The sequence below is a fragment of the Microthrixaceae bacterium genome (assembly GCA_016702505.1).
Lineage (GTDB): Bacteria > Actinomycetota > Acidimicrobiia > Acidimicrobiales > Iamiaceae > Aquihabitans.
On the sequence record JADJDU010000001.1, the window covers coordinates 37,939 to 61,941 of the forward strand.

26 protein-coding genes and 1 pseudogene are annotated in these 24,003 nt (G+C 66.3%); 14 read left to right on the forward strand and 13 right to left on the reverse strand.

Features of this window, described 5'->3' with window-relative positions; translation table 11 throughout:
- Positions 1 to 28: 28 nt before the first annotated feature.
- The 4 genes and pseudogenes from IPG97_00170 to IPG97_00185 form a co-directional block, all read right to left on the reverse strand.
- The gene (locus IPG97_00170; GenBank protein MBK6855012.1) at positions 29 to 769 is read right to left on the reverse strand and encodes an AIM24 family protein; all 741 of its coding nucleotides are present in this window, start codon (positions 767 to 769) and stop codon (positions 29 to 31) included.
- A 195-nt stretch (positions 770 to 964) separates the two neighbouring features.
- A pseudogene (locus IPG97_00175) lies at positions 965 to 1,457 on the reverse strand (SRPBCC family protein).
- Complete coding sequence (locus IPG97_00180; GenBank protein MBK6855013.1) at positions 1,454 to 1,792, reverse strand: helix-turn-helix transcriptional regulator; 339 nt, start codon at positions 1,790 to 1,792, stop codon at positions 1,454 to 1,456. Before IPG97_00180 ends, IPG97_00175 begins: the two are co-directional and overlap by 4 nt.
- 87 nt (positions 1,793 to 1,879) lie before the next feature.
- Positions 1,880 to 2,149, reverse strand: coding sequence for a 4a-hydroxytetrahydrobiopterin dehydratase (locus tag IPG97_00185; GenBank protein MBK6855014.1), 270 nt, complete (start codon positions 2,147 to 2,149; stop codon positions 1,880 to 1,882).
- A gap of 181 nt (positions 2,150 to 2,330) precedes the next feature.
- Between IPG97_00185 and IPG97_00190 the strand changes: the two genes are divergently transcribed.
- Positions 2,331 to 3,122 (forward strand): YggS family pyridoxal phosphate-dependent enzyme, encoded by a 792-nt coding sequence (locus tag IPG97_00190; protein MBK6855015.1) that lies wholly within the window; start codon positions 2,331 to 2,333, stop codon positions 3,120 to 3,122.
- 7 nt (positions 3,123 to 3,129) lie between these two features.
- On the opposite strand, the gene IPG97_00195 is transcribed toward IPG97_00190, so the two are convergent.
- The 3 genes from IPG97_00195 to IPG97_00205 are packed head-to-tail and all read right to left on the reverse strand — an operon-like array spanning position 3,130 to position 5,158.
- Positions 3,130 to 3,483 (reverse strand): hypothetical protein, encoded by a 354-nt coding sequence (locus tag IPG97_00195; protein ID MBK6855016.1) that lies wholly within the window; start codon positions 3,481 to 3,483, stop codon positions 3,130 to 3,132.
- On the reverse strand, positions 3,480 to 4,265 hold the full coding sequence (locus IPG97_00200; GenBank protein MBK6855017.1) for a long-chain fatty aldehyde decarbonylase: 786 nt from the start codon (positions 4,263 to 4,265) through the stop codon (positions 3,480 to 3,482). Before IPG97_00200 ends, IPG97_00195 begins: the two co-directional genes overlap by 4 nt.
- On the reverse strand, positions 4,265 to 5,158 hold the full coding sequence (locus IPG97_00205; protein ID MBK6855018.1) for a long-chain fatty aldehyde decarbonylase: 894 nt from the start codon (positions 5,156 to 5,158) through the stop codon (positions 4,265 to 4,267). The genes IPG97_00200 and IPG97_00205 overlap by 1 nt, the downstream gene beginning before the upstream one ends.
- Positions 5,159 to 5,322: 164 nt before the next feature.
- On the opposite strand from IPG97_00205, the gene IPG97_00210 reads away from it, so the two are divergent.
- A complete protein-coding gene (locus tag IPG97_00210; GenBank protein MBK6855019.1) occupies positions 5,323 to 6,123 on the forward strand; it encodes an enoyl-CoA hydratase/isomerase family protein in 801 nt (266 codons plus the stop codon).
- An 89-nt stretch (positions 6,124 to 6,212) separates the two neighbouring features.
- On the opposite strand, the gene IPG97_00215 is transcribed toward IPG97_00210, so the two are convergent.
- The 3 genes from IPG97_00215 to IPG97_00225 all read right to left on the reverse strand — a co-directional run bounded on the left by IPG97_00215 (position 6,213) and on the right by IPG97_00225 (position 7,317).
- Positions 6,213 to 6,560, reverse strand: a complete 348-nt coding sequence (locus IPG97_00215; protein MBK6855020.1) for a type II toxin-antitoxin system PemK/MazF family toxin — start codon at positions 6,558 to 6,560, stop codon at positions 6,213 to 6,215.
- On the reverse strand, positions 6,547 to 6,777 hold the full coding sequence (locus tag IPG97_00220) for an antitoxin (GenBank protein ID MBK6855021.1): 231 nt from the start codon (positions 6,775 to 6,777) through the stop codon (positions 6,547 to 6,549). The genes IPG97_00215 and IPG97_00220 overlap by 14 nt, the downstream gene beginning before the upstream one ends.
- Before the next feature lie 81 nt (positions 6,778 to 6,858).
- Positions 6,859 to 7,317 (reverse strand): SRPBCC family protein, encoded by a 459-nt coding sequence (locus IPG97_00225; protein MBK6855022.1) that lies wholly within the window; start codon positions 7,315 to 7,317, stop codon positions 6,859 to 6,861.
- A 274-nt stretch (positions 7,318 to 7,591) separates the two neighbouring features.
- Between IPG97_00225 and IPG97_00230 the strand changes: the two genes are divergently transcribed.
- Complete coding sequence (locus IPG97_00230; protein MBK6855023.1) at positions 7,592 to 9,994, forward strand: excinuclease ABC subunit UvrA; 2,403 nt, start codon at positions 7,592 to 7,594, stop codon at positions 9,992 to 9,994.
- A gap of 316 nt (positions 9,995 to 10,310) precedes the next feature.
- Here IPG97_00230 and IPG97_00235 read toward each other — a convergent pair whose 3' ends face one another.
- Positions 10,311 to 10,931, reverse strand: a complete 621-nt coding sequence (locus IPG97_00235) for a GNAT family N-acetyltransferase (protein ID MBK6855024.1) — start codon at positions 10,929 to 10,931, stop codon at positions 10,311 to 10,313.
- Positions 10,837 to 11,136, reverse strand: a complete 300-nt coding sequence (locus tag IPG97_00240) for a DUF1778 domain-containing protein (protein MBK6855025.1) — start codon at positions 11,134 to 11,136, stop codon at positions 10,837 to 10,839. Before IPG97_00240 ends, IPG97_00235 begins: the two co-directional genes overlap by 95 nt.
- A gap of 256 nt (positions 11,137 to 11,392) precedes the next feature.
- Here IPG97_00240 and IPG97_00245 point away from each other — a divergent pair, with 256 nt between their 5' ends.
- From IPG97_00245 to katG, 10 genes are all read left to right on the forward strand, one after another.
- On the forward strand, positions 11,393 to 11,554 hold the full coding sequence (locus IPG97_00245; protein ID MBK6855026.1) for an MGMT family protein: 162 nt from the start codon (positions 11,393 to 11,395) through the stop codon (positions 11,552 to 11,554).
- 10 nt (positions 11,555 to 11,564) lie between these two features.
- Positions 11,565 to 13,037 (forward strand): YdiU family protein, encoded by a 1,473-nt coding sequence (locus IPG97_00250; protein ID MBK6855027.1) that lies wholly within the window; start codon positions 11,565 to 11,567, stop codon positions 13,035 to 13,037.
- Positions 13,038 to 13,400: 363 nt separating this feature from the next.
- The gene (locus tag IPG97_00255) at positions 13,401 to 13,664 is read left to right on the forward strand and encodes a DUF2510 domain-containing protein (GenBank protein MBK6855028.1); all 264 of its coding nucleotides are present in this window, start codon (positions 13,401 to 13,403) and stop codon (positions 13,662 to 13,664) included.
- A gap of 277 nt (positions 13,665 to 13,941) precedes the next feature.
- Complete coding sequence (locus tag IPG97_00260; GenBank protein ID MBK6855029.1) at positions 13,942 to 14,718, forward strand: class I SAM-dependent methyltransferase; 777 nt, start codon at positions 13,942 to 13,944, stop codon at positions 14,716 to 14,718.
- Positions 14,719 to 15,245: 527 nt separating this feature from the next.
- Complete coding sequence (locus IPG97_00265; protein ID MBK6855030.1) at positions 15,246 to 15,620, forward strand: TOBE domain-containing protein; 375 nt, start codon at positions 15,246 to 15,248, stop codon at positions 15,618 to 15,620.
- 63 nt (positions 15,621 to 15,683) lie between these two features.
- Positions 15,684 to 16,532 carry a molybdate ABC transporter substrate-binding protein gene (gene modA, locus IPG97_00270; GenBank protein ID MBK6855031.1) on the forward strand — a complete coding sequence of 283 codons (849 nt, stop codon included), beginning with the start codon at positions 15,684 to 15,686 and terminating at the stop codon, positions 16,530 to 16,532.
- Positions 16,532 to 17,338: a molybdate ABC transporter permease subunit gene (modB, locus tag IPG97_00275; GenBank protein ID MBK6855032.1), complete on the forward strand. Its 807-nt coding sequence runs from the start codon at positions 16,532 to 16,534 to the stop codon at positions 17,336 to 17,338. Before modA ends, modB begins: the two co-directional genes overlap by 1 nt.
- A complete protein-coding gene (locus IPG97_00280) occupies positions 17,335 to 18,495 on the forward strand; it encodes an ATP-binding cassette domain-containing protein (GenBank protein MBK6855033.1) in 1,161 nt (386 codons plus the stop codon). Before modB ends, IPG97_00280 begins: the two co-directional genes overlap by 4 nt.
- 70 nt (positions 18,496 to 18,565) lie before the next feature.
- The gene (locus tag IPG97_00285) at positions 18,566 to 19,513 is read left to right on the forward strand and encodes a DUF808 domain-containing protein (GenBank protein MBK6855034.1); all 948 of its coding nucleotides are present in this window, start codon (positions 18,566 to 18,568) and stop codon (positions 19,511 to 19,513) included.
- Positions 19,514 to 19,862: 349 nt separating this feature from the next.
- On the forward strand, positions 19,863 to 22,049 hold the full coding sequence (gene katG / locus IPG97_00290) for a catalase/peroxidase HPI (protein ID MBK6855035.1): 2,187 nt from the start codon (positions 19,863 to 19,865) through the stop codon (positions 22,047 to 22,049).
- Positions 22,050 to 22,112: 63 nt separating this feature from the next.
- Here katG and IPG97_00295 read toward each other — a convergent pair whose 3' ends face one another.
- Positions 22,113 to 22,457 (reverse strand): N-acetyltransferase, encoded by a 345-nt coding sequence (locus tag IPG97_00295; GenBank protein ID MBK6855036.1) that lies wholly within the window; start codon positions 22,455 to 22,457, stop codon positions 22,113 to 22,115.
- A 188-nt stretch (positions 22,458 to 22,645) separates the two neighbouring features.
- Between IPG97_00295 and IPG97_00300 the strand changes: the two genes are divergently transcribed.
- On the forward strand, positions 22,646 to 24,001 hold the full coding sequence (locus IPG97_00300) for an FAD-dependent oxidoreductase (GenBank protein MBK6855037.1): 1,356 nt from the start codon (positions 22,646 to 22,648) through the stop codon (positions 23,999 to 24,001).
- Positions 24,002 to 24,003 lie beyond the last annotated feature (2 nt).

Consider the following 24,003-nt stretch of genomic DNA (forward strand, 5'->3'; position numbering starts at 1 on the left):
TGGCGGTGGGGCCCGAGCTGGGCTTGGGTCAGCCGCCGAGCAGACCGCCGAGGCCTCCGCCACCGCTGGCGGGAGCGGCGGCCGCGCCTTGGACCACGCCCTCAGACGGTTGGACCATCACCCAGCCCTGGCCACCGAACTCGAGCTGGAGCATCTCGCCGGTGCCGCCCCGCAACATGGACTTGAGGCCGCCGGCGTCGATGCGAGGCTGCATGGAGACGCCGTTGGTCCACAGCACCACCGCGTCAGCATCAGCGACGGTGCGAGCCTCGGCCACGTTGAGGATGACGGGTGGACCGTCGGAGGTGACGGCCACGTAGCCGGTGCCGCGCAGGCTCACCTGGTAGAAGCCACCAGCCATGGCGCCAGCCATCATCCGCATTCCACCGCCGCCGCTACCGACCCTCTCGATGTCCATCTCGATGGAGGCGCTGTAGGCCAGCACCGAGGCACCGTTGCAGAGCACCTGGTCGTTCTCCAGGTACATCACCTGGATGTCCATGCCCTGGTTGGCCAGGAACACCTGCCCGTTGCCGGTGACCTCCATGGCCACCACACCCTCGGCGGTGACGGCCTTCTTGATCATCTTGGACAGGCCGCCCGACCCCAGGTTCTTGAAGGCGGCCTCGCCCTGGTAGGCGACCATGGAGCCGGCCTTGGCCATGACCGGCCCGTACTGGAGGCTCACCTTGAGAAGCTTCTTGTTCTCGAGGTGGAACGGATCGCCGGTCTGGTCCTCGTTGTACTGAGCTAAATCGCCGTGAATCATCGCTTGCTCCTGGGTCGCTGCATCGCAGCCTCGGTCGTGACGGCGTCAAACTAATGGTCCCCGGTCGGTCCCGCGTCCGATGTGGCCGAACGCGATCGAGGCGCCTCAGGACGGGTCCCGGGCGCCTCGATCTGGTCGTTCGTTCGTTCGTTCGTTCGTTCGTTCGTTGGTTGGTGGCTGACCTGCAGCCTCGGGTCAGCCTGCGGCCTGGATGTGTTCGACCATCTGGTCGATCACGGTGCCCCAGCCGTCGTGGAAGCCCATCTCGGCGTGCTGCTTGGCGCCAGCAGGGTCGAGGTGGACGGCGATGGCCCGATAGGTGCAGCCGCCGGCGTCGTTGGGGGTCAACTCCAAGAAGGCGGTGAAGTGCATCGGCCCGTGCTGGGGTCGGTATCCGGCGGTCAAGGCCGTGGTCCAGACCAGACGTTCGTTGGGCACTACCTCCAGGTAGCACCCAGTCTCGTCCATCATCTGGTTGCCCTCGGGGTCGTTCATGACGGTGCGGAACCCGCCCCCGGGCCGCAGATCGATCTCGACCAGGGGAACCGAGTAGGGGCGGGGGGGCGAACCACTGCTTGAGGGATTCGGGGTTGGTCCAGGCGGCGTAGACGGCTTCGGCCGACACGGGAACCTCCCGGACCAACTCGAGGTCCAGGTCGGGGTTGACGGTGTGGGGGGTGTAGGTCATCGGTTGTTCTCCTGTTGTGCGATGAGGAACTGGTCGAGTCGGTCGAGGCGGGCCTCCCAGATGCGGCGCTGGTCGGCGAGCCAACCCTGTGCCGCATCGAGTCCGGCCGGCGATAACCGGTAGATGCGAGTGCGTCCCTGCTTGGTCGACGTCACCAGGCCCGCCCGTTCCAGCACCCCGAGGTGTTGGGTGAACGAGGGCAACGCCATATCGAAAGGTTCGGCCAGGTCCGACGTGGTCGCCGTGCCCGACACGAGCCGTTCGATCACCTGGCGCCGTGTCGGGTCGGCGAGGGCTTTGAAGACCTCGTCCACCCGGTTCAAACGCTTAGGCATATACCTAAGTATTGAGGAGGACGACGATCTCCGTCAAGTACTCGTCTGATCAGCCGCGACGTTGGCCACGTCAGCGGGAAGGAGTGGCTAGCGGGCGCCGTCCGCAACCCGGTTGATCGATCGGGCGAGGTCGAGATCCCTGGCCGTCACCGCTCCGGCATCGTGGGAGATGAGGGTGATGGACACCCGATTCCAGGAGTTCGACCAGTCGGGATGGTGATCTTGGCTTTCAGCCACCAACGCGACCCGCGTCATGAAGGCGAAGGCTCCGGAGAAGTCCGCGAACTCGAAGCTTCGGTGTAGTCCGGTGTCGGTGAGCGTCCAGTGCTCGGGAATGTCGGGGCGCATGGTCGACATGGGTTCTGCCTCGGTAGTCCGGGATCGCCACCTCAGTATCGCTCGGACATCAGAAGTTGGTGCGCGGTATCCAGAGTCGGTCGACTCTTTTCCGGTCTGATAACCCTCGCCGCGACGACGACGGACCAATCCCCTCCGGTCCCTAGAGTGCGACACGGTGCCTTCTTCTGATCCTCACGCCGTGAATCCCCAACCCCGCACTGGCGCTTACCCTCAACCGGGCAACGACGTCGCGGTCCTGGCCGCAAATCTTGCCGGGGTCAGGGCTCGGATCGCCGCGGCCGCCGATCGGGCCGGCCGTGATGCCTCAGCGATCCGGCTGTTGGCGGTCAGCAAGACCGTTCCCGAGGACCGGATCCGTCTGGCGGTTGAGGCCGGCTGCCGTGAGCTGGGCGAGAACAAGGTCCAGGAGCTGGCCCGCAAACACGCCAACCTGGCCGACCTCGACGTCTCGTGGTCCTTGATCGGGCACCTACAGACCAACAAGGCCCGCGACGCGGCTGCGTGCGCCGATGACTTTCACGCCCTGGACAGCGTTCGCCTGGCAGAGGCCCTGGACCGTCGTCTGGATGTTGCCGGGCGCAGCCTGGCCGTTTACGTGCAGGTCAACACCTCGGGTGAACCGTCCAAGTTCGGACTGCCTCCCGACGATCTAGTCGGCTTCCTGTCGGAGTTGACCCGTTTCGAGACCCTGGAGGTACGAGGCCTGATGACGCTGGCCGCCCTCGACCCCGACCCGGAACGGACCCGGCGCTGCTTCGCCCTGCTGCGAACCCTGAGGGATCAGGCCCGAGACCACGACCCGGCCCTGATCGGCCCGGGTGAGTTGTCCATGGGAATGTCGGGTGATTTCGAGCTAGCCATCGAGGAAGGATCGACCTGTGTCCGGGTGGGACAGGCCATCTTCGGTCCCCGCCATCTTCCCGACAGCCACTATTGGCCCGAGGCTCGGGACCTCACCCCGGGGGCCTGACCCAACGTCAGTAGGAGACCTCGGCGATCAGGCTGCCATCGTCGAGGCGCACCACCACCAAGCGGGACATGCAGGGCATGCAATAGACACGGTCACCGGGTCGAAGCTCGCGGTGGGAGCGGATCACCACCTTGCACACCGGGCAGATCACCTCGTTCGGCGCCAGGACATCCCCCTCGCCCTGCCAGATCCGGTAGAACTTCCGCCACCGTTTGGGGACCTCTTTGAACCCGGTGTCCTCCAGCACGTAGGTGCGGCGGGGGGCTTCGTCGCCGGTGTCGGGCTGGACGGTGTCGGGTGAGACAGCGTCGGGTGAGACGGTGTCGGGCGTTGCGTCGACGGAATCGAAGGCGGCACTCATGTGGTCAGCCCGAGGCGCTCAACCGCCGACAGGTAGTCGCGGCCCAGATCGGGTTGGTCCTGTCGGCTCAGGCCAAGGTCCTGGTAGACGCCGTCGAAAGCGGCGAGCACCAGCGGGTCCAGTTCGTTTCGGATGATGGCGAGGCGGACCCGCCCTTCTGGGTCAGAAGCCAGTCGGCGGCCCAGGTCGTTCTCACCGAAACCGAGGTGGCGGCGTTCGTCGGCCACCACGCCTTCGAGCACCTGCTGGGTGACGGGATCGGCCACCTGCTCGTGGAAGCGGAAGACGGTGTCCTCCATGGACTCCAGCAGAACATTCTGGGCGAACACCGCAGCTTCCCAATCACCCCGGTCGACCAAGCTCAGCAGCTTGTCCTTGAACGCGCCCAGGTTGGGGTTGGCCCGGACCTTCACTTCGGCCTCGGGATCGACCACTCCCAGCTCGCCGATCCGGTGCAGGAACACCTCGAGGTGACGGGCCTCGTCGGCGACCTGCGTGGCCAGGAAGATGCGGCTGTGGAGGTTGGGGGCCAAGCGGATCAACCCGCTGGAGGCCTCAAGCGCCGCCGCCTCGCCTACGCAGTAGTTGCACAGCGTTGTGATGAGGCTGTCCCGGTCGGTGGGGTCCATGGGGATGTCGGCCACCGCGGGGTCGAATCCGTAGGGCCGGTCCTCCAGATAGCCCTCGACGGCTTCGAACCAGAACGAGAACGAGTGCACCTCCCGGAGGAATTCCTCCTCCTCCAGGAGGTGCGGCTCGAACCCCGCCTGGGGATCGCCCATCAGGCGGGAACCTTGGGGGAGCGGTACTCCAGCCCGATCCGTCCCAACCTGATCTTGAACTCGTCCAGCACCGTCCCGGCCAGGGTGGCCTCCATGGCTGCGGGGGAGGCGGTGGCCATGTCGGTGCCGTGCCAATCGGTGTTGGAGCCCAGGCTCCGACCCCGGGCCGCCATGCGCTCCCGTTCCTTCTCCATGGTCGATCCGGCACCACTGAACACATCGGCAAACGTGGCGAGCATGTGGTACGCCATCTCCTGCTGCATGCGCTCCACGTCTTCTTTGCGTTCCGGATGTTGGCGGATCAACGAACCGATTCGGTTCTCGCCGAACCCGACATGGCGACGCTCATCGGCGATGGTCCCAGCCAGGGTGTGGGCGAACTTGGGGTTCAGCTCCGTCGAGATGGCCTGGAGCAGCTCGAACACCGAGAACGCCATCCCCTCTAGCACGATGTTCTGACCGACCACCCCGGCGATGAAGTCCCCGTTGGACACCTTCTCCAGCAATACCTCGGCGAACTTGACGAGGTTGGGGTTGGTGAGGTCGGCGACGGTGGAGTTCACGTCCTCCTTCTTGACTCCCAGGTCCATGAGGCGACGGGTGAAGATCTCGACATGGCGAGCCTCATCGAGGGTCTGGGTGGCCAGGAACATCTTGGATGCGTCGTCGGGCGCGGCATTGACGAGACCTGACGAGGCGGCCAGGGCGGCGCGTTCACCGGCGATGAGCTGCACCGTCAGAGCGATGGATGCCACCCGCATCTCCTCGTTCTCGAGCAGCTCGTCGGGCTCGGTCTCCTCGGGGCCGTGGCCGTAGACCGTGTCCTCTAGGTATCCCTGCGGACACATCTCCAGCCATCGCTGGATCGAGTACTGGGACAGGAAATCGGCCATCGAAGCCCCCTTGAGTGGTTGTCTCGCGGACGGTACGCCTCGTTCTCGAAACTGGGCAGAGGACCTCTGTCACCAACAGTGGTGGCAGAGGTCACCAGCGAAGTCATTGACCTTTGACCGGTTGTGCGCGCCGATGACGCCGGTCCGAGTGGCACCATTCGGCCATGGATAATCCAGGCACCGGTCCCGTCCGATATGAGGTCGACGGGCGGGTTGCTCGGTTGGTGTTGAACCGACCTGAGAAGCTCAACGCCCTCAACGACGAAGTACGCCTCGTTCTGCGGGCCGCACTCGATGATCTGGAGGAACGGCCCGAGGTTTCGGTTCTGGTGTTGGAAGGCGCAGGACGGTCGTTTTGCGCCGGAGCTGACCTCAAGGCCACTGCGTATCCTCCGGTTGCAGAGGGCGAGTGGGTTCAGCGGCGGCACCGGACCGGAAGCTGGCAGCGTCTGTTGGACCATTTGGGTCGGATCCCCCAGGCCACGGTGGCGGCGTTGCACGGTCACGTCATCGGCGGGGGAGCGTTGCTGGCCGCAGCCTTCGACATCCGCATCGCTGCCGATGACACCGTGCTGCGCATCCCCGAGCTGGCAATCGGCATGCCTCTCACCTGGGCCGGCGTCCCGCTGCTGGTTCGCGAAGTTGGCCTCCCGGCGGCTCGGGACTGGGTGATGTCGAGCCGGAGTGTCGAGGCCGATGAGCTGTTGCACACCGGGTACGTGACCCGCCTGGTACCCCGGTCCGATCTGGACGGGGCGGTGGCGACGTGCATCGATCAGTTGCTGTCGGCCCCACCTGGCCCCCTGGCCATGACCCGGGCCATGACCGCGGCCATCGGGCGGGCAACTCCGGCTTTGGCCACCGGCTGGGCCGATCCCGACCACCAGCATTGGACCTTCACCGAAGCGGAATACCGGGCCTCGATACGCCGCTACATCGACGGGACCACCGCCCGGCCTTCCTGAGGTTCGGCCGGCGAAGCTCCGGCCAGCTTCAGACCCTCGGCTCAACGTCAGCTTCGGGCCCCCGGCCCCCGTTCAGCTTCGGGCCCCAGCTATAGGGCGAGGTGTAGGCGTAAGGCGTCGTCGAGCAGGGTCATCGCCGGCGGTGGAACCAGGCCCACCCGTGCTCCGATGCGCTCCACTGCCACGGAGCGAACCTGTTCGGCTTGGGCCTTCGAGTCGACCCGAAGCCCGGTCTCGGTGGCTGCCAGTAGAACCTGAAACGGGAACAGGCGGGTGACGTTGGAGGTCACCGGGACGACGGTCACCACGCCACGGCCCAGCCGTTCCGCGGTCTGGTTGGCGCCGTCGTTGCTCACGATGACGGCTGGCCTCTGCTTGTTCGCCTCCGAGCCCCGGACTGGGTCGAGGTCGACTAGGCAGATCTCACCTCGGCGCATGGGTCAACCCGTCCCCGGACGTGGCGTCCCACTCCTCAGCTGAGCCCGACTCGGCCCACTCCTGCCAGGCGTCCTCGTATGCCGACCCGAGCTCTGACGCCCTCAGTAGTCGTACCGCCTTGTGGATTGCGGCGGACCTCGACGCGATCTGGTTGGACCGGGCATAGGAGTCGAGGAACTCAACGTCCTCCTCCGACAGGCTCACGCTCAGCTTCATACCCAGATGCTACCGCTGGTAGGACGGTGGTAGCACCGCGCTGGGACCGCGTCGGCGATGGTTTAGAAGCACTTCCTCCGTCTAGTCCTCGACGGCGGCGGCCAGTCGCTCGAGGGTGCCGCTCATGGTGGTGCGGTTGCGGGCGGGGCGGTCGGTGACCCCCGACATCTGGCTGCTCATCTCCAGCACCGACTCGGGACGCAGGTCCTCAGTCCACTCGGTGACCCGGCTGCCGGACTCGGTGGGCTCGATCCGGTAGCCCCACGTGGAGAAGTGGAAGTCGAACATGGAGCACTCGAAGGCGAACGCCCGGCCCGGATCGGCCTCGATCACCTTGCCCTGGCTGGTCCACTCGTGATCACCGTTGCGGTTGTGGCCATCGAAGGTGGCCCCCAGTTCGGGGCCTGAGAAGCCTTCGTGCCATTCACAGGTGTGGCACTCCTCGGACCACTCGCCCATGCGGGTCACGTCGGAGATGGCCGCGTACACGGTCTCGGGCGATGCGGCGATGTCTCGGGAGATCTCGATGCGTTCGGTCATCCCCGCAGTTCACCACAGCCGGGGCCGGCATGGCCGGCCTCCTTGCAGGGCCTGGGAGTCATGAACGCTGCTCGTTGTCCGGTTCGTGTGGCCCGCCTTCGGCGGTCGATTTCTGGTTCCGTCGAGCCCGGTCCTCACTTCGTTGCGGCGGCCGCCGGTTTGCGCAGTTGCTCGCAACCGCGCAAACGGTGCTGGCTTGAGCGCTGGTACCGCGTGGAGCGTGGGGCCAGCGGCGCTAGCGTGCCGGACCCACCCTGCCGAAAGGTCCCGACAGTTGGCCACCAAGAAGGACTCCCCAGCAACGCCCCGGCCCAGCGGTGGAGCCGGTGTTCATCCCGCTGACCGCCACGACCTGATCCGGGTCGAGGGCGCCAGGGTGAACAACCTCCAAGACGTGACCGTCGACATCCCCAAACGGCGGCTCACTGTGTTCACCGGGGTTTCGGGATCGGGCAAGACGTCGCTCGTCTTCGGCACGATCGCGGCGGAATCCCAGCGCCTCATCAACGAGACCTACAGCTCGTTCGTCCAGGGGTTCATGCCGTCGATGGCCCGGCCCGACGTGGATCGCCTCGACGGTCTGACCACCGCCATCCTGGTCGACCAGGAACGAATGGGGGCCAACGTCCGCTCGACGGTTGGGACCGTCACCGACACCAATGCCCTGTTGCGCATCCTGTTCAGCCGGCTCGGCCAACCTCACATCGGGCCGCCCAATGCCTTCTCGTTCAACGTGGCCTCGGTGCGGGGCGCCGGTGCGATCACCGTGGAGAAGGCGGGAGGCAAGAAGGTCGAGAAGCGGACCTTCGAGCGGGCCGGGGGCATGTGCACCCGTTGCGAGGGCACCGGCAACGTCACCGACTTCGACCTGAACGAGTTGTACGACGCCTCGTTGTCGCTCAACGACGGTGCCCTGCGCATCCCCGGCTACAGCATGGACGGCTGGTACGGCAGGATTTTTCGAGGCTGCGGCTACTTCGACCCCGACAAGCCCATCGCCAAGTTCACCAAGCGCGAGCTCGACGACCTGCTCCACCGCGATGCCACCAAGATCAAGGTCGAAGGGATCAACCTCACCTACCAGGGTCTGATCCCCCAGATCCAGAAGTCGTTCCTGTCCAAAGACGTCGAGGCCATGCAGCCTCACGTCCGGGCTTTCGTGGAACGGGTTATCACCTTCACCGCCTGTCCTGATTGTGACGGTACCCGGCTCAACGAACGGGCCCGGTCGTCGCGCATCGACGGTGTGAACATCGCCGATGCCTGTGCAATGCAGATCAGCGACCTGGCCGAATGGCTCCGTGGCATCGAAGACCCGTCGGTGGCTCCGCTGCTGAGCGGCCTGCAGCACACCTTGGATTCCTTCGTGCAGATCGGACTGGGATACCTGAGCCTGGACCGGTCGTCGGGTTCGTTGTCGGGCGGTGAGTCCCAGCGAACCAAGATGATCCGCCACCTGGGATCGTCGCTCACCGATGTCACCTACGTGTTCGACGAACCCACCATCGGCATGCATCCCCATGACATCGCCCGGATGAACGACCTGTTGTTGCAACTGCGCGACAAGGGCAACACCGTCTTGGTGGTCGAGCACAAGCCCGAGGTGATCGAGATCGCCGACCACGTCGTCGATCTGGGACCCGGGGCTGGTAGCGAGGGTGGCCAGGTCACCTACCAGGGGCCGGTTGCCGGGCTGGCGGCCAGCGACACGGTCACCGGCCGCCACCTCGGGGACAAGGCGGCGGTCAAGGCCACCACCCGGGACCGAACCGGGGTCTTGGAGGTGCGGGGAGCGACCACCAACAACCTGACCGGAGTGGATGTGGACATTCCTCTCGGGGTGCTGGTGGTGGTGACCGGGGTGGCCGGGTCGGGCAAGTCGTCGTTGATCCACGGTTCGGTGTCGAACCGCGACGGCGTGGTGGCTGTGGACCAGTCACCGATCAAGGGGTCTCGGCGCTCCAACCCCGCCACCTACACCGGCCTATTGGAACCGGTGCGCAAGGCCTTCGCCAAGGCCAACGGCGTCAAGCCGGCCTTGTTCAGCGCCAACTCGGAGGGGGCGTGCGCCACCTGCAACGGGGCCGGGGTCATCTACACCGATCTGGCCATGCTGGCCGGGGTGTCGACGCCGTGTGAGGACTGCGAAGGTCGCCGGTTCCAGGCCGAGGTACTCGACTACCGCCTGGGCGGGCTCAACATCGCCGAGGTGCTGGACCTGGCGGTGAGCGACGCGGTGGGCTTCTTCGCCGAGGGCGAGGCCCGGATCCCGGCAGCCCACAAGATCGCGGAACGCCTGAACGATGTCGGGCTCGGCTATCTGCGCCTCGGTCAGGCCCTCACCACCTTGTCGGGCGGTGAACGTCAGCGTCTCAAGCTGGCGACTCACCTCGGTGGCCCCGGAGAGGTGATCGTGCTCGACGAACCCACCACCGGTCTGCATCTGGCCAACGTCGAGCACCTGCTCGAGATGTTGGACAAGTTGGTGGACGGTGGCCGGTCGGTGATCGTGATCGAACACCACCAGGCGGTGATGGCCCACGCCGACTGGATCATCGACCTCGGCCCCGGCGCCGGCCACGACGGCGGCCAAATCGTGTTCGAAGGAACCCCCGCCGACCTGGTAGCGGCCGCAACAACACTCACCGGAAAACACTTGGCCGCCTACACCGCCTAGCGGTCAGGACCGCTATTGCCTGGCCGCGGGACCCGCCGCATTCAAGGGCACAGTTGCTCCTAGGAGACGTCGCCCCCACCCGTCTCCTTTCAGCAGATTTCTCTCCTCCTCTCGTTCGGGCGAACCTTGCTGCCACTTGCAGAGTGCTGGGCGACGTGCAGGGAGCCCATGAGCATGCACGAGCGGGACTGGCCCTGCTCGGAGACGGAGGGCAGGCGGCCGGTATCGCCTAGTTGTGGGGATTTGATGGCGATCAACAGGTGCTGATGGAGGACGTCAACCTCTACGACTACCTGCGGTTCGTGCTCGGCTGGCTCTAGTCGGATGCGAGAAGCCGACGTGCGTGCTTGAGATGCATGAACAGGTGGAGCGGATCGGTGGGGGACGCCACGAACTCGCCGTGGTGTTCGTAGAAGGACCGAGCATCGTCGTCCCGCGCATGAATAAGCAGGGCCCGAACACCAACGTCGTCGGAAACCCTGACAGCTCGACGAATCGCGTCGACGAGGAGTCCGCGGCCGAGTCCTCGGTTCTTTTCGGACTCGTCGACAGCGAGACGAGCTAGGAGAAGACATGGCATCTGCGCTGGGACGCCGCCTTTGGTGAGGCTGTCCGGGGCCTCGGCCTTCTCGACCCCCGCCGTTGCGAGCGCGTAGTAGCCAACAACGCGAGTGTCCCTCGTTGCCACGAACACCCGAGCGTTCCCGGACTGGTGGTTGACCCAGGCATACCGACGCAGCCAATCGTCCAGCTCGTCGGCGCCGCTCCTGAAGCTGGCGGTCTCATGAGATTTGTCGAGCGGCGCCGGGGCAACCAGCGGTGACTCCGGCACGGTACGAGTGTCAGGCTTGCGAATCGAACACCGTTGGTTCGGTGAGCAGCGCAGCAAGCTTGGGGGTCTCGGCCACTGGCGCGTCGAGAAGCGCCTCGAACTCATCCCAGGCATCTGGCGAGAGGATGAACCAGCGACGGTCGGCTAGCACGCGCTCGGCGTTAGTCGTGGCGCTTTCCAGCACGAAATCAGTCACACTCTTGTCCAGTGCCGCTGCCGCGCTGCGAATGAGCTGCTGCTGTTGAGTCGACGTGCGGATGTTCAAACGAGAATCCCGCTGGTTCCGCTCACTGACGGACTGCTGAGGCATGATACGACTCCTTGTGCAGCCGGTGTGCGCCAGCTTGTGCAGCCAACGTACACCAACGCTTACTGGCAGACAACCCTGGGAGGCAGTGCTTGTGAGTGACGGGTATCTCTGGAGGCCGATCCGCAGGCCACTGTTACGTGGTGGTGGAGCGGCCTCACGGGCGAGCGGCCGAGCTCGCCGAGCGAGAGCTATCACCTTCTGGCCCGCACCTGTTCTCGGAGTCGTCGAGGAAGCCATCGGCTTCGACTGGACGCGTATGCACGCCGCTCTCGCCGCCATCCCCGACGGGCGATGGACCACCTTCGGAGATCTCGCCGCCCTGGCTGGGACCGCTGCTCAAGCCTTCGGCAACCACATCGTCGCCAATGTTTCGCTGCCCCCGCGTCGGCCTTGTCAGCGTCGGACGGCCGTAGCCTGACGCGGTGGAGATGACGATCACCTGGCCGTTGGCGACCGACCAGACCTTTGTGGATCAGCTCGAGGGGCTTTACGTCGAGTGGTCGGCGGCGTCGGTGCCCGAGCCGACGATGCTGGCTCTCAACACGGATCTGGCAAAGGAGTTGGGGATCGACCCCGAGGTGTTGGCCAGTCCCGAAGGTCTGGCGGTGTTGGCCGGCAATTCCGTACCGCCGGGGGTGGTACCGGTGGCCCAGGCCTATGCCGGTCACCAGTTCGGCGGGTATTCGCCGCGCTTGGGAGACGGTCGGGCGTTGCTGGTGGGCGAACTCATCGATCGCCACGGGCAACGCCGAGACCTCCACCTCAAGGGTTCGGGTCGAACCCCGTTTGCTCGTGGGGGCGACGGCAAGGCCGCGGTGGGACCGATGCTGCGGGAGTACGTGATGGGGGAGGCCATGTTCGGGTTGGGAATCCCCACCACCCGGGCGTTGGCGGTGGTGGCCACCGGGGAACCGGTGATGCGAGAGGTCGTCTTGCCGGGGGCGGTGCTGGCCCGGGTGGCGGCCAGCCATCTGCGGGTGGGCACGTTCCAGTACGCGGCAGCCACGGGTGACCAGGCGTTGCTGGCCAGGCTGGTCGACCATGCCATCACCCGCCATCACCCTCAGGCTGTCGGGTCCGACCGCCCAGCGCTTGCCCTGCTGGAGTCGGTGGTAGAGGCTCAGGCCTCGTTGGTGGCGCGTTGGATGTTGGTCGGGTTCATCCATGGCGTGATGAACACCGACAACACCACCATCTCGGGTGAGACGATCGACTATGGCCCGTGCGCGTTCATGGACGCGTACGACCCGGCCACGGTGTTCAGCTCCATCGATCACCAGGGCCGGTATGCGTTTGGGAACCAGCCGGCGATCATGGCTTGGAACCTGGCCCGACTGGCCGAGGCGTTGCTGGTTGTCATCGATGACGACCAGGACTCCGCTGTCACCGCGGCTACCGAGGTGTTGAGCCGATTCCCCGAGCATCTGGCCCGGACTCACGAGCCGGCCATGCGGGCCAAACTCGGCCTGGACCCCGATCGTGAACAAGACGGGGACCCAGACCTGGCCGCCGACTTGTTGGCGCTGATGCGCGAACACCGGGTCGACCACACCATGGCGTTTCGGGCCTTGGGTGCGGCGGCTCGAGGTGACGTCGCTCCCTTTACCGGGTTGTTCGCCCAACCAACGGCAGTCGATGCCTGGTTGGGGCGGTGGTCGTCACGGCTTGGGCCTGATCGGGTAGCGGTGGGTGCGGCCATGGATCGGGTCAACCCGATCTATATCCCCCGCAACCACCTGGTCGAAGAAGCCCTGGCCGCGGCTACCGAAGGTGATCTCACGCTGTTCGACCGGTTGGTCGAGGTGGTGTCCCAACCCTTCGATGCCCGACCGGGCCTGGCCCGCTACGCCGAACCCGCCCCCGAGTCGTTCGGCCACTACCAAACCTTCTGCGGCACCTGACCCCGCCCACCCACCGGCCGACCTGCCACCGGCCCACACAACGTCAGGATCACCTGAGATCCCCTGCCGACTCGGCTCGGATCACGAACCCATCATTCGAGCCGCCATCACCATCAGGACGGAGAGATTCGCTCGAAGCGCCAAGGCCCGGCCTCGCGGTACTGCTGCCGCTGGCGGTGGCGGTGGCACTGATGGGAGGGCAGGGTTTCGCTCTCCACGACACGGCGGTATCGGTGCGGCGTGCCTACACCGCTGGCGAGCTGGAAGCTCTGTTGACCGAGGCGGGGCTTGGTGCCAGCTACCGGGTCGGCCGTCTGCCGAGTCGAGCGCGGCGATGGTGTCGGCGTCGCCCGGTCGGATGTGATGCGGGACGTCGCCAAGCGCTTCCTGCGGAAGCAGGCGGTCGTCGGCATCGACGTGCTCTCAGACGCCAGTGTTCAGGCGATTCTCGACGAGTGCTTGGACGAAGCTGCGGTCTCGCTCGGGACGAAGCGGCCGCTGCCGCCGACGTCAGCGGATGCGGTACCCGAAGCGTGGCTGCCGGACCCAACCGGACGCCACGATGTCCGATGGTGGAATGGCCACTCGTGGACCGACCAAGTCTCGGACGCGGGGTTCGGTCCATAGATCCCCTCGTCTAGCGAGAAGTGATTTCCTCGTGTCGAGCTGTTCCCTTCGAGCGTCGTGATCTGCCACATCCCGCGTTCGCAGAAGTCTGGGCGACTCCAACCGAGCGTCCCTTGCCGACTTGGCTCGGATCACAAACCATGATTTGAGCCGCCATCACCATCACGACGGAGAGCTTCGCTCGAAGCGCCAAGGCACAGCGGAGCGGTTGAGTTGTGCCACCGGGCGTGGTTGGCTCTGGTTCTAGCGACAGTGAAGAAGCCGGAGTGAACCGCCGATGATGTGGACCCGTGATCGTGAGCTGTCTGAGATCCTCGATGGCAACGTCGCTGCCTTCGAGCGGTACCGGATCCGGGGTACTTCGGTGCCCTTGGCGGGTGCACAGCAGATGATCGTGGACACCATCGAGCGCATGGAGAGGGTGAGCTTCGGTCACACCGCGGTTGCCGATGCCATCTTGGATCTGGCCGTGAGTCGGGCCGGTGCTCGCCGCCCCGTCCGGGTGCTCGAGGTGGCCGCCGGGAACGGATGGCTGACCGCCAACCTGGCCGGCCGGGCAGTTCGGCGGGGCCTAGAGGTCGACCTGACCGCCACGGACATCAACGTCGATCTTGTCGACTCGATGCGGGAGCGCTTCGAGATGGACGGGGTTCGGGCCACGGTCCGTCAGGCCGATGTATCGAACCTGTCGGAGATGGGCGACGGGGAGGTTCATGTGGCGGTCATGTCGATGTGTCTCCACCATCTGCCGGCGGAGATCATCACCGCGTCGATACGCGAGCTCCACCGGGTCTCGGCCGGCGGGATGGTGATCCACGACCTTCGACGTAGCCTGGTATCCCTGCTGGGACTGCCGCCGCTGGCGGTGGCGGTGGCCCCGATGGGAGGGCAGGGTTTCGCTCTCCACGACACGGCGGTGTCGGTGCGGCGTGCCTACACCGCTGGCGAGCTGGAAGCTCTGTTGACCGAGGCGGGGCTTGGAGCCAGCTACCGGGTCGGCCGTCTGCCGAGCCGGCATCCAGAGCGTTGGGTGACCGCCACCGTCTGGCGTTGAAACCTGGGTTGGGGCGGGGTGACGGCCTTGAGGGCGCTGCGGCAGATGATCAGAGACCTCCGAGCTGGGAACCATGGGTGGAGGTTGTCGAACGGCGGCCCTTCGGTCTCAGCAGTCGGCCGGTATTCCCGGATCGTCCGGGTTACCGGAGCCACGAGAATCCTGTTCAACACCGGTATTGCCTCTGAACGGGTTACGACCAACACCGGTCGACGTCACCTCGGCCCACCAGACTCCCCCGACACGGTTCTCGGCGATCATCGCCAGGGTGGTGTACCCGTCGTCGTCACCACCTGCGATTTGATGCGACGATGGGATCCACCAGGCTTTGAGGGTTTGCGAATGTCGCTTGACAACACCGGTAAGCCTTCTCCAGGGCCGGCCGGGGCGCCCGCCGGGGGGGGGGGCCGGGGGTTGCAAGGAAAGTCTGGCAGACAGATATCTGGACCAAGGAGAGTGACCGAAATCTGGAGTGCGTTGGTTGGTGTCACGATCGGGTATGGCGGCCAGCTGCAAAACCGGGTCGGGTGGCGGAGTTGTTGGGGGTGAGCGTCGACACCGTGCGGCGGTGGTGCGACGAGGGGGTGCTGGGGACCACGCGCAGCGAGGGCGGCCACCGCCTGGTGTCGGGTCCGGACCTGGCCCGGATGCTCAGCGAACGTCCACCTGCCTATGAACCCGACTCGCTGTCTCCCCAGTCGGCTCGGAACCGATTCACCGGGATAGTCACCAGAGTGGAACGAGACGGTTTGACCGCCGTGGTCGAGATCCAAGCCGGTCCGCACCGGATCGTGTCGTTGATGACCAGCGAAGCCGCCGACGACCTGGCTCTCGAGCCGGGAGATATGGCCGTCGCCGCCGTCAAGTCCACCACTGTGGTCGTCGAGGTCCCCCGAACCTGACGCCATCGGACCAGTTCGCCGGGCGCAGGGCCCGGAGTCCCCCACAAAGGAGCACAGACAGACATGAGCAAGACCTGGAGCAGGTGGCTGGCACTCCTGGTGCTGGTCGTGGCGGTGCTGACGGGCTGCGGAAGCGATTCCGACGACAGCGCGACGACCACCACCGCCGTCGAAGCCACCACCACGACCGCGGCTGAATCCACCACCACAACGCCCAGCCTCGAAGGCAAGATCACCGTGTCGGCGGCTGCCTCGTTGCGAGACGCCTTCACCGCCATCGCCGCCGATGTGAACGAGACCAACCCCGACCTCGAGATCGAGTTCAACTTCGACTCCTCGTCCACGCTCGCCACCCAGATCATCGAAGGCGCACCCGCTGACGTATTCGCGTCGGCCGACGAGAAGAACATGACCAAGCTCGCCGAGGCCGACAAGGTGGACGGTGAGTCCACGATCTTCGCTCGCAATGAACTGGTGATAGTCACCAAGCCCGGGAACCCCGCAGGGATCGAGTCGCTCGCCGACCTGGCCACTGCTGCCCAGGACGGGGTCATCTCGCTGTGCGGTGAGGACGTGCCCTGTGGCCGCTACGCCGCCGAGGCCCTGACCGCGGCGGGTGTGACCATCCCCGAGACTTCGGTCACCCGCGGCCAGAACGTGACCGCCACCCTCACCGCCCTCACCGAAGGCGATGCCGTGGCCGCCATCGTCTACGCCACCGACGCCCTCGCCGCTGGCGATACGGTGACCACCATCAAGATCCCCGCCGAGCACAATGTGATCGCTTCATACCCGATCGCCGCAGTGAGCGGATCCGAGCAGGCTGAGCTGGCCAACGCCTTCGTCGAAGCTGTGCTCAGCGAGGCCGGCCAGAAGATCCTCGAGACCTACGGCTTCTTGCCTCCGCAGTGATGCGGACCGGCCCCAGCACTGCGAACCGGCGTCGCGCCCCGGTCGGAGTGCTGGGGCTGGCCGTGGTGGCGGGACTGTTCTTCGCCCTGCCCTTCGTGGGGGTGCTGAACCGGGCTGACTGGGCGAACCTTCCCCGAGACCTGAGCTCGGCTCGTTCGGTCGAAGCCCTCCGGCTCTCGCTGGTGTGTTCGCTGATAGCCACCGTGGTGTCGATCCTGCTCGGGACCCCGCTGGCGTGGGTCCTGGCCCGAACCGACATGCCGGGCCGGTCGGTGCTGCGAGCCTTGGTCCTGCTCCCGATGGTCTTGCCGCCCGTCGTCGGTGGCGTGGCGTTGCTGTCGGCGTTCAGCCTTCGCAGCCCGATCGGCGGGTGGCTACACGACATCGCCGGCATACAGCTCACCTTCTCGCCGGCCGGGGTGGTCATGGCCGAGACGTTCGTGGCCATGCCGTTCTTCGTGATCACGGTGGAAGGGGCGCTACGGGGCATGGACCAGCGCTTCGAAGAGGCCGCCGCCACCCTCGGAGCCAACCGGGCCACCGTGTTCGCGCGGGTGACGGTGCCGATGATCGGTCCGTCGATGATGGCGGGTGCGGTGCTGGCCTGGGCCCGGGCCCTGGGTGAGTTCGGTGCCACCATCACCTTTGCCGGCAATATCGCCGGACGGACCCGAACGTTGCCGCTGGCCGTGTATCTGGAACTGGAGTCCAACCCCCAGGCCGCGGTGGCCCTCAGCCTGGTGCTGCTCGGCGTGTCGTTGGTGGTGCTGGTGGCGCTTCGAGACCGGTGGTTCACCCGGATATGAGCCTCGAAGTTCACGGACAGCTACGGCTGGGTCATGACCGGGTCGGTCACGGTAGGTGGGGCCGTGGTCGCGTCGAACGCCTCCGGGGTGAAAGCGGGAGGGGTGAACTCGGCCGGGGTGAACTCGCCGGGCAACAGGTTGGGGGTGTGGAGCTCGAGGTCGACTTGGTGGCCGAAGCGGGTGCCGTAACCGCGCTCCTCGGGCCCAACGGGGCCGGCAAGACGACGCTCCTGCGGGCGGTGGCTGGAACCATCGGGCTCGACCGCGGGTCGATCGTGCTGGCCGGAAAGGTGTTCGATGAGCCACCGGGGCTCTTCGTTCCGCCCGAGGATCGTCAACTCGGGGTGGTGCACCAAGATCACCTGCTCTTCCCCCATCTCACCGCCCTGGAAAACGTGGCGTTCGGACCGCTCTGTCTGGGCCAATCCAAGGCGATGGCCCGACGCTCCGCACTTGCACTGTTGGAGTCGGTGGGGGTCGGCGAACAGGCCCGACAGAAGCCCCGTTCGTTGTCGGGGGGGCAGGCCCAGCGGGTGGCCCTGGCCCGGGCCCTGGCCCTTGATCCCGCCGCGCTCCTACTCGACGAGCCGTTGGCGGCGCTCGACGCCGCCACCAGGGTCGAGGTGCGCCGCGAGCTGAGGCGCCACCTGGTCGGCTTTGCTGGGCCCACCGTGCTCATCACCCACGACGCCGTCGATGCGATGGCCCTGGCCGATCGGGTGGCGGTCATGGAGAACGGGCAGATAACCCAGGTCGGCACCCTGGCCGAGGTTATGGCCCGACCCCGTTCGCGATATGTGGCCGACCTGATCGGCACCAACCTCCTGCACGGCACCGCATCCGGAACAACGCTGACCACAGACCAGGGAGCCACGCTCACCCTGGCCGAAACTCACCACGGTGAGGTGGCGGTGACGTTGGCACCGGCCGCGGTGGCGCTGCATCGGAGCCCGCCCGAAGGCAGCCCCCGCAACCGCTGGTCGACCACGGTGCGTCACCTCGACCTTGTGGGTGATCGGGTGAGGGTCGGCCTCGGCGATCCGGTGCCCCTGACGGCTGAGATAACCACCGCGGCCCGCGCCGAACTCGACCTCCGTGAAGGCGACGAGATCTGGGTCGCCGTCAAGGCCACCGAGATCGTGGCCTACCCGCGGTAAGGACCCGAGCCGCCTGTCCTCATCGGCAGGGCACTACTCTCGGACGCTCGCTGAGGGTTGGAGGAGAGATATGGCCGGCGGTCTGGTCGGGTTGTTGGATGACGTGGCGGCACTGGCCAAGCTGGCGGCCGCGTCCATCGACGATGTCGGCGCCGCCGCGGGCAAGGCCAGCGTGAAGGCCGCCGGAGTGGTGGTCGACGACACCGCGGTCACCCCCGGATACGTGCAGGGCCTGGCTGCCGATCGGGAGATCCCCATCGTGCGTCGGATCGCCATGGGATCGCTGCGCAACAAGTTGGTGTTCATCCTGCCGGCCGCCATCGCTCTGAGTTCGGTGGCGCCCAAGCTGGTCGAGGTCATCTTGATGTGCGGTGGCGCCTACCTCTGTTACGAGGGTGCCCACAAAGCCATCCATGCCCTGAAGAAGGACGACCACGACCATGATGTCCCGGTGGTGGTGCAGGGGCCAGAGGCCGAGGAAGCCACCATCAACAGCGCCATCCGGACCGACTTCATCTTGTCGGCCGAGATCATGGTCATCGCCCTCAAGGACGTGATCGACGAACCGGTGGTGTCGCGCGCCATCATCCTGGCCGTAGTGGCGGTGCTGATCACCATCGCCGTCTACGGACTGGTAGCCCTCATCGTGAAGATGGATGACGTCGGACTTACCCTGGCCCGCAAGGACTCCGAGTCAGCCCAGCGCATCGGTCGAGCCATGGTCGCAGGGATGCCCAAACTCCTGGCCACCCTGTCGACGGTGGGTATCGCGGCCATGTTGTGGGTGGGTGGTCACATCCTCCTCGCCGGTGCCGCCGAACTGGGATGGCACACGCCCTACGACCTCGTGCACGACCTGGCCCATGCCCTGCCCCACGAGGGTGCGATCGGCGGGGTGATCTCGTGGCTGGCCAACACGTTGGCGTCGGCCCTGATCGGCATCGCAGTGGGTGTGCTCCTCACTGTGGTCGTCGAGCGCCTCCCCATGGCCAAGAAGGCCGACGCCACCGCGCACTGAGGCTGAACTCCGCCGGAATTAGGCGAGCCGATCCATGAGCACGGCATGGCTAAACCGAGGCGAAGCCTCGGTCTGATCAACCTCGCAGCGACGACGACCGGACCTATCGGCTAGACCCCTAAGGGTGTAGTCCGCTGGTTCGATCATCTCCCGCGGCCACGGCGCGGCCAGGGACTTTGGGCCAGACCTGGTCGATCTTGGGACGTCAACGATCGATTGTTTCGATCGTTGCGAGAAACGGGAGCAGGGGACCGACAGTGTTGGCAGGCTGTGGCGAGCGGACCACAGCCACCCGGGCGGAAGGTTCCGAGGAGCGAAGATGAGCAACGACGAGTCAACCGACGAAACGATGGGATCGGCCGCTGGTGGCTGCCCGATGCTCGGTCACAGCCATAACGCCACCGGATCCTCCGCCAACCAGCACTGGTGGCCCGAACAGGTAAACCTCAAGGTGCTGGCCCGCAACGCACCCTCGTCGGACCCCATGGGTGAGGACTTCGACTACGCCTCCGAGTTCGAGAGCCTCGACCTGGCCGCGGTGAAGGCCGACATCGCCGAGTTGCTCACCACCTCCCAGGATTGGTGGCCCGCCGACTACGGCACCTATGGCCCGTTGATGATCCGCATGGCCTGGCACAGCGCTGGTACCTACCGGATCCATGACGGTCGGGGTGGAGCCGGGACCGGAACCCAACGGTTCGCCCCGCTGAACAGTTGGCCCGACAACGCCAACCTGGACAAGGCCCGGCGCCTGCTGTGGCCGGTGAAGCAGCGTTACGGCGCCAAGCTCTCGTGGGCCGACTTGATGATCCTGGCCGGCAATGTGGCCTTGGAGTCCATGGGGTTCGCCACGTTTGGTTTCGGTGGTGGGCGCGCCGACGTTTGGGAACCCGAGGAAGACCTGTACTGGGGGCCAGAAGATGCCTGGCTGGCTGATGAGCGCTACTCGGGAGACCGGCAGCTGGCCGACCCGTTGGGCGCGGTTCAGATGGGTCTCATCTACGTCAACCCCGAAGGCCCCAACGGTGAGCCCAGCGCCTTGGCCGCGGCCCGTGACATCCGTGAGACCTTCGCCCGGATGGCCATGGACGACGAGGAAACGGTGGCGCTCATCGCCGGCGGCCACACCTTCGGCAAGGCCCACGGCGCTGGTGACGCCGACACCTACGTAGGTCGTGAGCCCGAGGGCGCCAACCTTGAAGACCAAGGGCTCGGATGGATCAGCACCTTCGGGAGCGGCCACGGATCCGACACCATCACCAGCGGGCTGGAAGGGGCCTGGACCCCCACCCCGACCACGTGGGACAACACCTACTTCGAGGTGTTGTTCGGCTACGACTGGGATCTGGTCCGGACCCCGTCGGGGGCCCAGCAGTGGATACCCACCGATCCTGATGCCGCCACCGTTCCCGACGCCCATGACCCTTCGGTGAAGCACCTGCCGATCATGTTCACCACCGACCTGGCCCTGCGGATGGATCCGGCCTACGCCAAGATCTCCCGCCGGTTCCTGGAGAATCCCGACCAGTTCGCTGATGCCTTCGCCCGGGCGTGGTTCAAGCTCACCCACCGAGATATGGGACCGGTCTCTCGCTACCTTGGCTCGGAGGTACCGGCCGAGGCCCTGATCTGGCAGGACCCGCTGCCCGTTCTCGACCACGACCTGGTCGATGACGCCGACGTCGCTGCGCTCAAGGAGAAGGTGCTGGCCTCGGGGCTCACCGTCGGCCAGTTGGTGTCCACGGCCTGGGCGTCGGCCTCCACCTACCGCGACAGCGACAAGCGAGGAGGTGCCAACGGGGCCCGGATCCGTCTCTCCCCCCAGAAGGACTGGCCGGTCAACGATCCTGGCGTACTCAGCCAGGTCCTGTCGACGCTGGAGAAGATCCAGGCCGACTTCAACGCCGGCAACGGCTCCAAGCAGATCTCGCTGGCCGACCTGATCGTGCTGGGTGGGGGTGCCGCCGTGGAACAGGCGGCTCGGGCTGCGGGAGTCGAGGTGATCGTGCCGTTCTCGCCGGGGCGCACCGATGCTACCGACGACCAGACCGACGTGGTGTCCTTCGCCGTGCTCGAACCAAAGGCAGACGGTTTCCGCAACTACCAGGCTGCCGGGGACCAGAGCCGACCCGAGCACCAGTTGGTGGACAGGGCTGCCCAGCTGAGGTTGAGCTCTCCGGAGATGACTGTCCTCGTCGGTGGTCTACGGGTACTCGGTGCCAACTCCGCCGGTTCGACGGCGGGTGTGTTCACCGACCGGCCCGGCGCGCTGACCACCGACTTCTTCGTGAACCTGCTCGACATGGGCACGGTGTGGTCGGCGGGCTCCGACGGAGCGGGCTACCAGGGTCGGAACCGCTCCAGCGGCGAACTCCGCTGGACCGCCACCGCCGCTGATCTGGTGTTCGGGTCCAACTCCCAGCTCCGAGCCCTGGCTGAGGTCTACGCCGGAGACGATGCCGGCGAGAAGTTCGTTACCGACTTCGTGGCGGCCTGGGCCAAGGTGATGGACCTCGACCGCTTCGACCTTCGTTGATCCCGATCGGTGCTGACCCTGACCGGGTGATCCCGCGGTTCGTGCTCCAGTCTGAGGCTCGAGCTATTCAGGGGTGGGCGGCTCGGACCAGTCGATGGTGACCCGAGCCGCCTCTTCCTGGTGTTTCGTGAGCCAGGCTCGGGCGTAGGGGCAGCCGGGGGCGATCACCTCTCCGGAGCGGGCGGCGCGTTCAACCGCCGCCTGCACCAACCTGCCGCCAATTCCCCGACCGCCGAGGGCCTCGGGCACACCGGTGTGCACCAAGGTGAGCCGGCCCGGGCTCTGGCGGTAGATGAGCGTGGCCTCCTGGCCGTTTTCGCGGCACCGGAAGCGATGGCTGCCGGTGTCATCGACGACGTCGTTCGAACGATCCGGGCGATCACCTGCGATGTCTTCGGCACCGGTCATGTGTTCATCCTCTGCTTCGACTTTGCCGTGGGCGATTCCAGCATGGCCCGCTTGGGATGAAAAACGGTTCCGCTGCGCCCAGAGGCGAAGCATCGGTCCTGTTGTCGAGGCGATTTGAGGACCGAAGACCCTGATCCAACCGGACTTGGCGGCGGTAGGTTCGCTCCCGACGATCAGGAGGGATGTCGATGACTCGGTTCGTGGTGATAGGTGGCGACGCGGCAGGGATGTCGGCGGCCGCTCAGGTGAGTCGGGGGGTCGAGCCGGTCGAGATGGTGGTGTTTGAGCGCGGTGAGTTCACGTCCTACGCCGCTTGTGGGTTGCCGTACTTCGTGGGTGGGCTGGTCGAGGGATCGGCCCGCTTGGTGGCCCGTTCCCCTGAGGAGCACCGACGACGCGGGGTGGACGTGAGAACCGGCCACGAGGTGTTGACCATCGACCCCGAGGCGCGGGAGGTCGAGGTCCGGGTGGCCGACACCGGTGCCACGTTCCGCCAGCCGTTCGACCATCTGCTGGTGGCCACCGGTGCCTCACCGATCGTCCCACCGTTTCCCAACGTCGATGCCGAGGGGATCAGTGTCATCCACACCATTCCCGATGCCGTAGGGCTGGAGGAGCTGCTCAGTCATAGGACCCCTCGCCGAGCGGTAGTGGTCGGAGGTGGCTACATCGGAGTGGAGATGGCCGAGGCCTTCGTACTCCGAGGCCTCGATGTGACCCTGATCGAGAAGCTGGACCAGCCCATGGCCACCTTGGACCCAGACATGGGCAGACGGGTGGCCGACGCCATGGCGGCCATGGGAATCGACGTGCGGCTGAGCACCGGGGTCGAGGCCTTCGGAGTCGACGTCGACGGGCGGGTGTCGGCGGTGGTCACCGACCGCGGCACGGTGCCCGCCGACGTGGTGGTACTGGCTCTGGGGGTCAGACCCAACGTGGCCCTGGCCGCAGCGGCGGGGATCGAGATCGGTCCCACCGGTGCCATCGGCACCGACGACACCATGTCGACCTCGGTCGCGGGGATCTGGGCCGCGGGTGACTGCGCCCAGAGCCACCACCGGGTCAGCGGACGCCCGGCGTGGGTCGCGCTCGGAACCCACGCCAACAAGCAGGGCCGGGTGGTGGGCCTGAACGTGAGCGGTACCCCGGCCCGATTCCCCGGGGTCATCGGCACCGCGGTCACCAGGGTGGGGGAGTGCGAGATCGCCCGCACCGGCCTGACCGAGCGAGAAGCGACGACGGCAGGATTCGACGCGGTGGCCGAAGTGATCCAAGGCACCAGTCGAGCCCACTACTACCCCGATGGAGCGCCGATGGCGGTCAAGGTGGTGGCCGAACGTTCCTCGGGCCGGATGCTCGGGGCGCAGATCGTGGGTGGTCCCGAAGCGGCCAAGCGCATCGATGCCCTGGCGGTGGCGGTGTGGAACGAGATGACCGTCGAGGACTTCTCCCAGCTCGACTTGGGTTACGCCCCGCCGTTCTCCCCGGTTTGGGACCCCACGCTCATCGCCGCCCGAGGTGCGTCCCGAGCCCGAACCCGCTGACT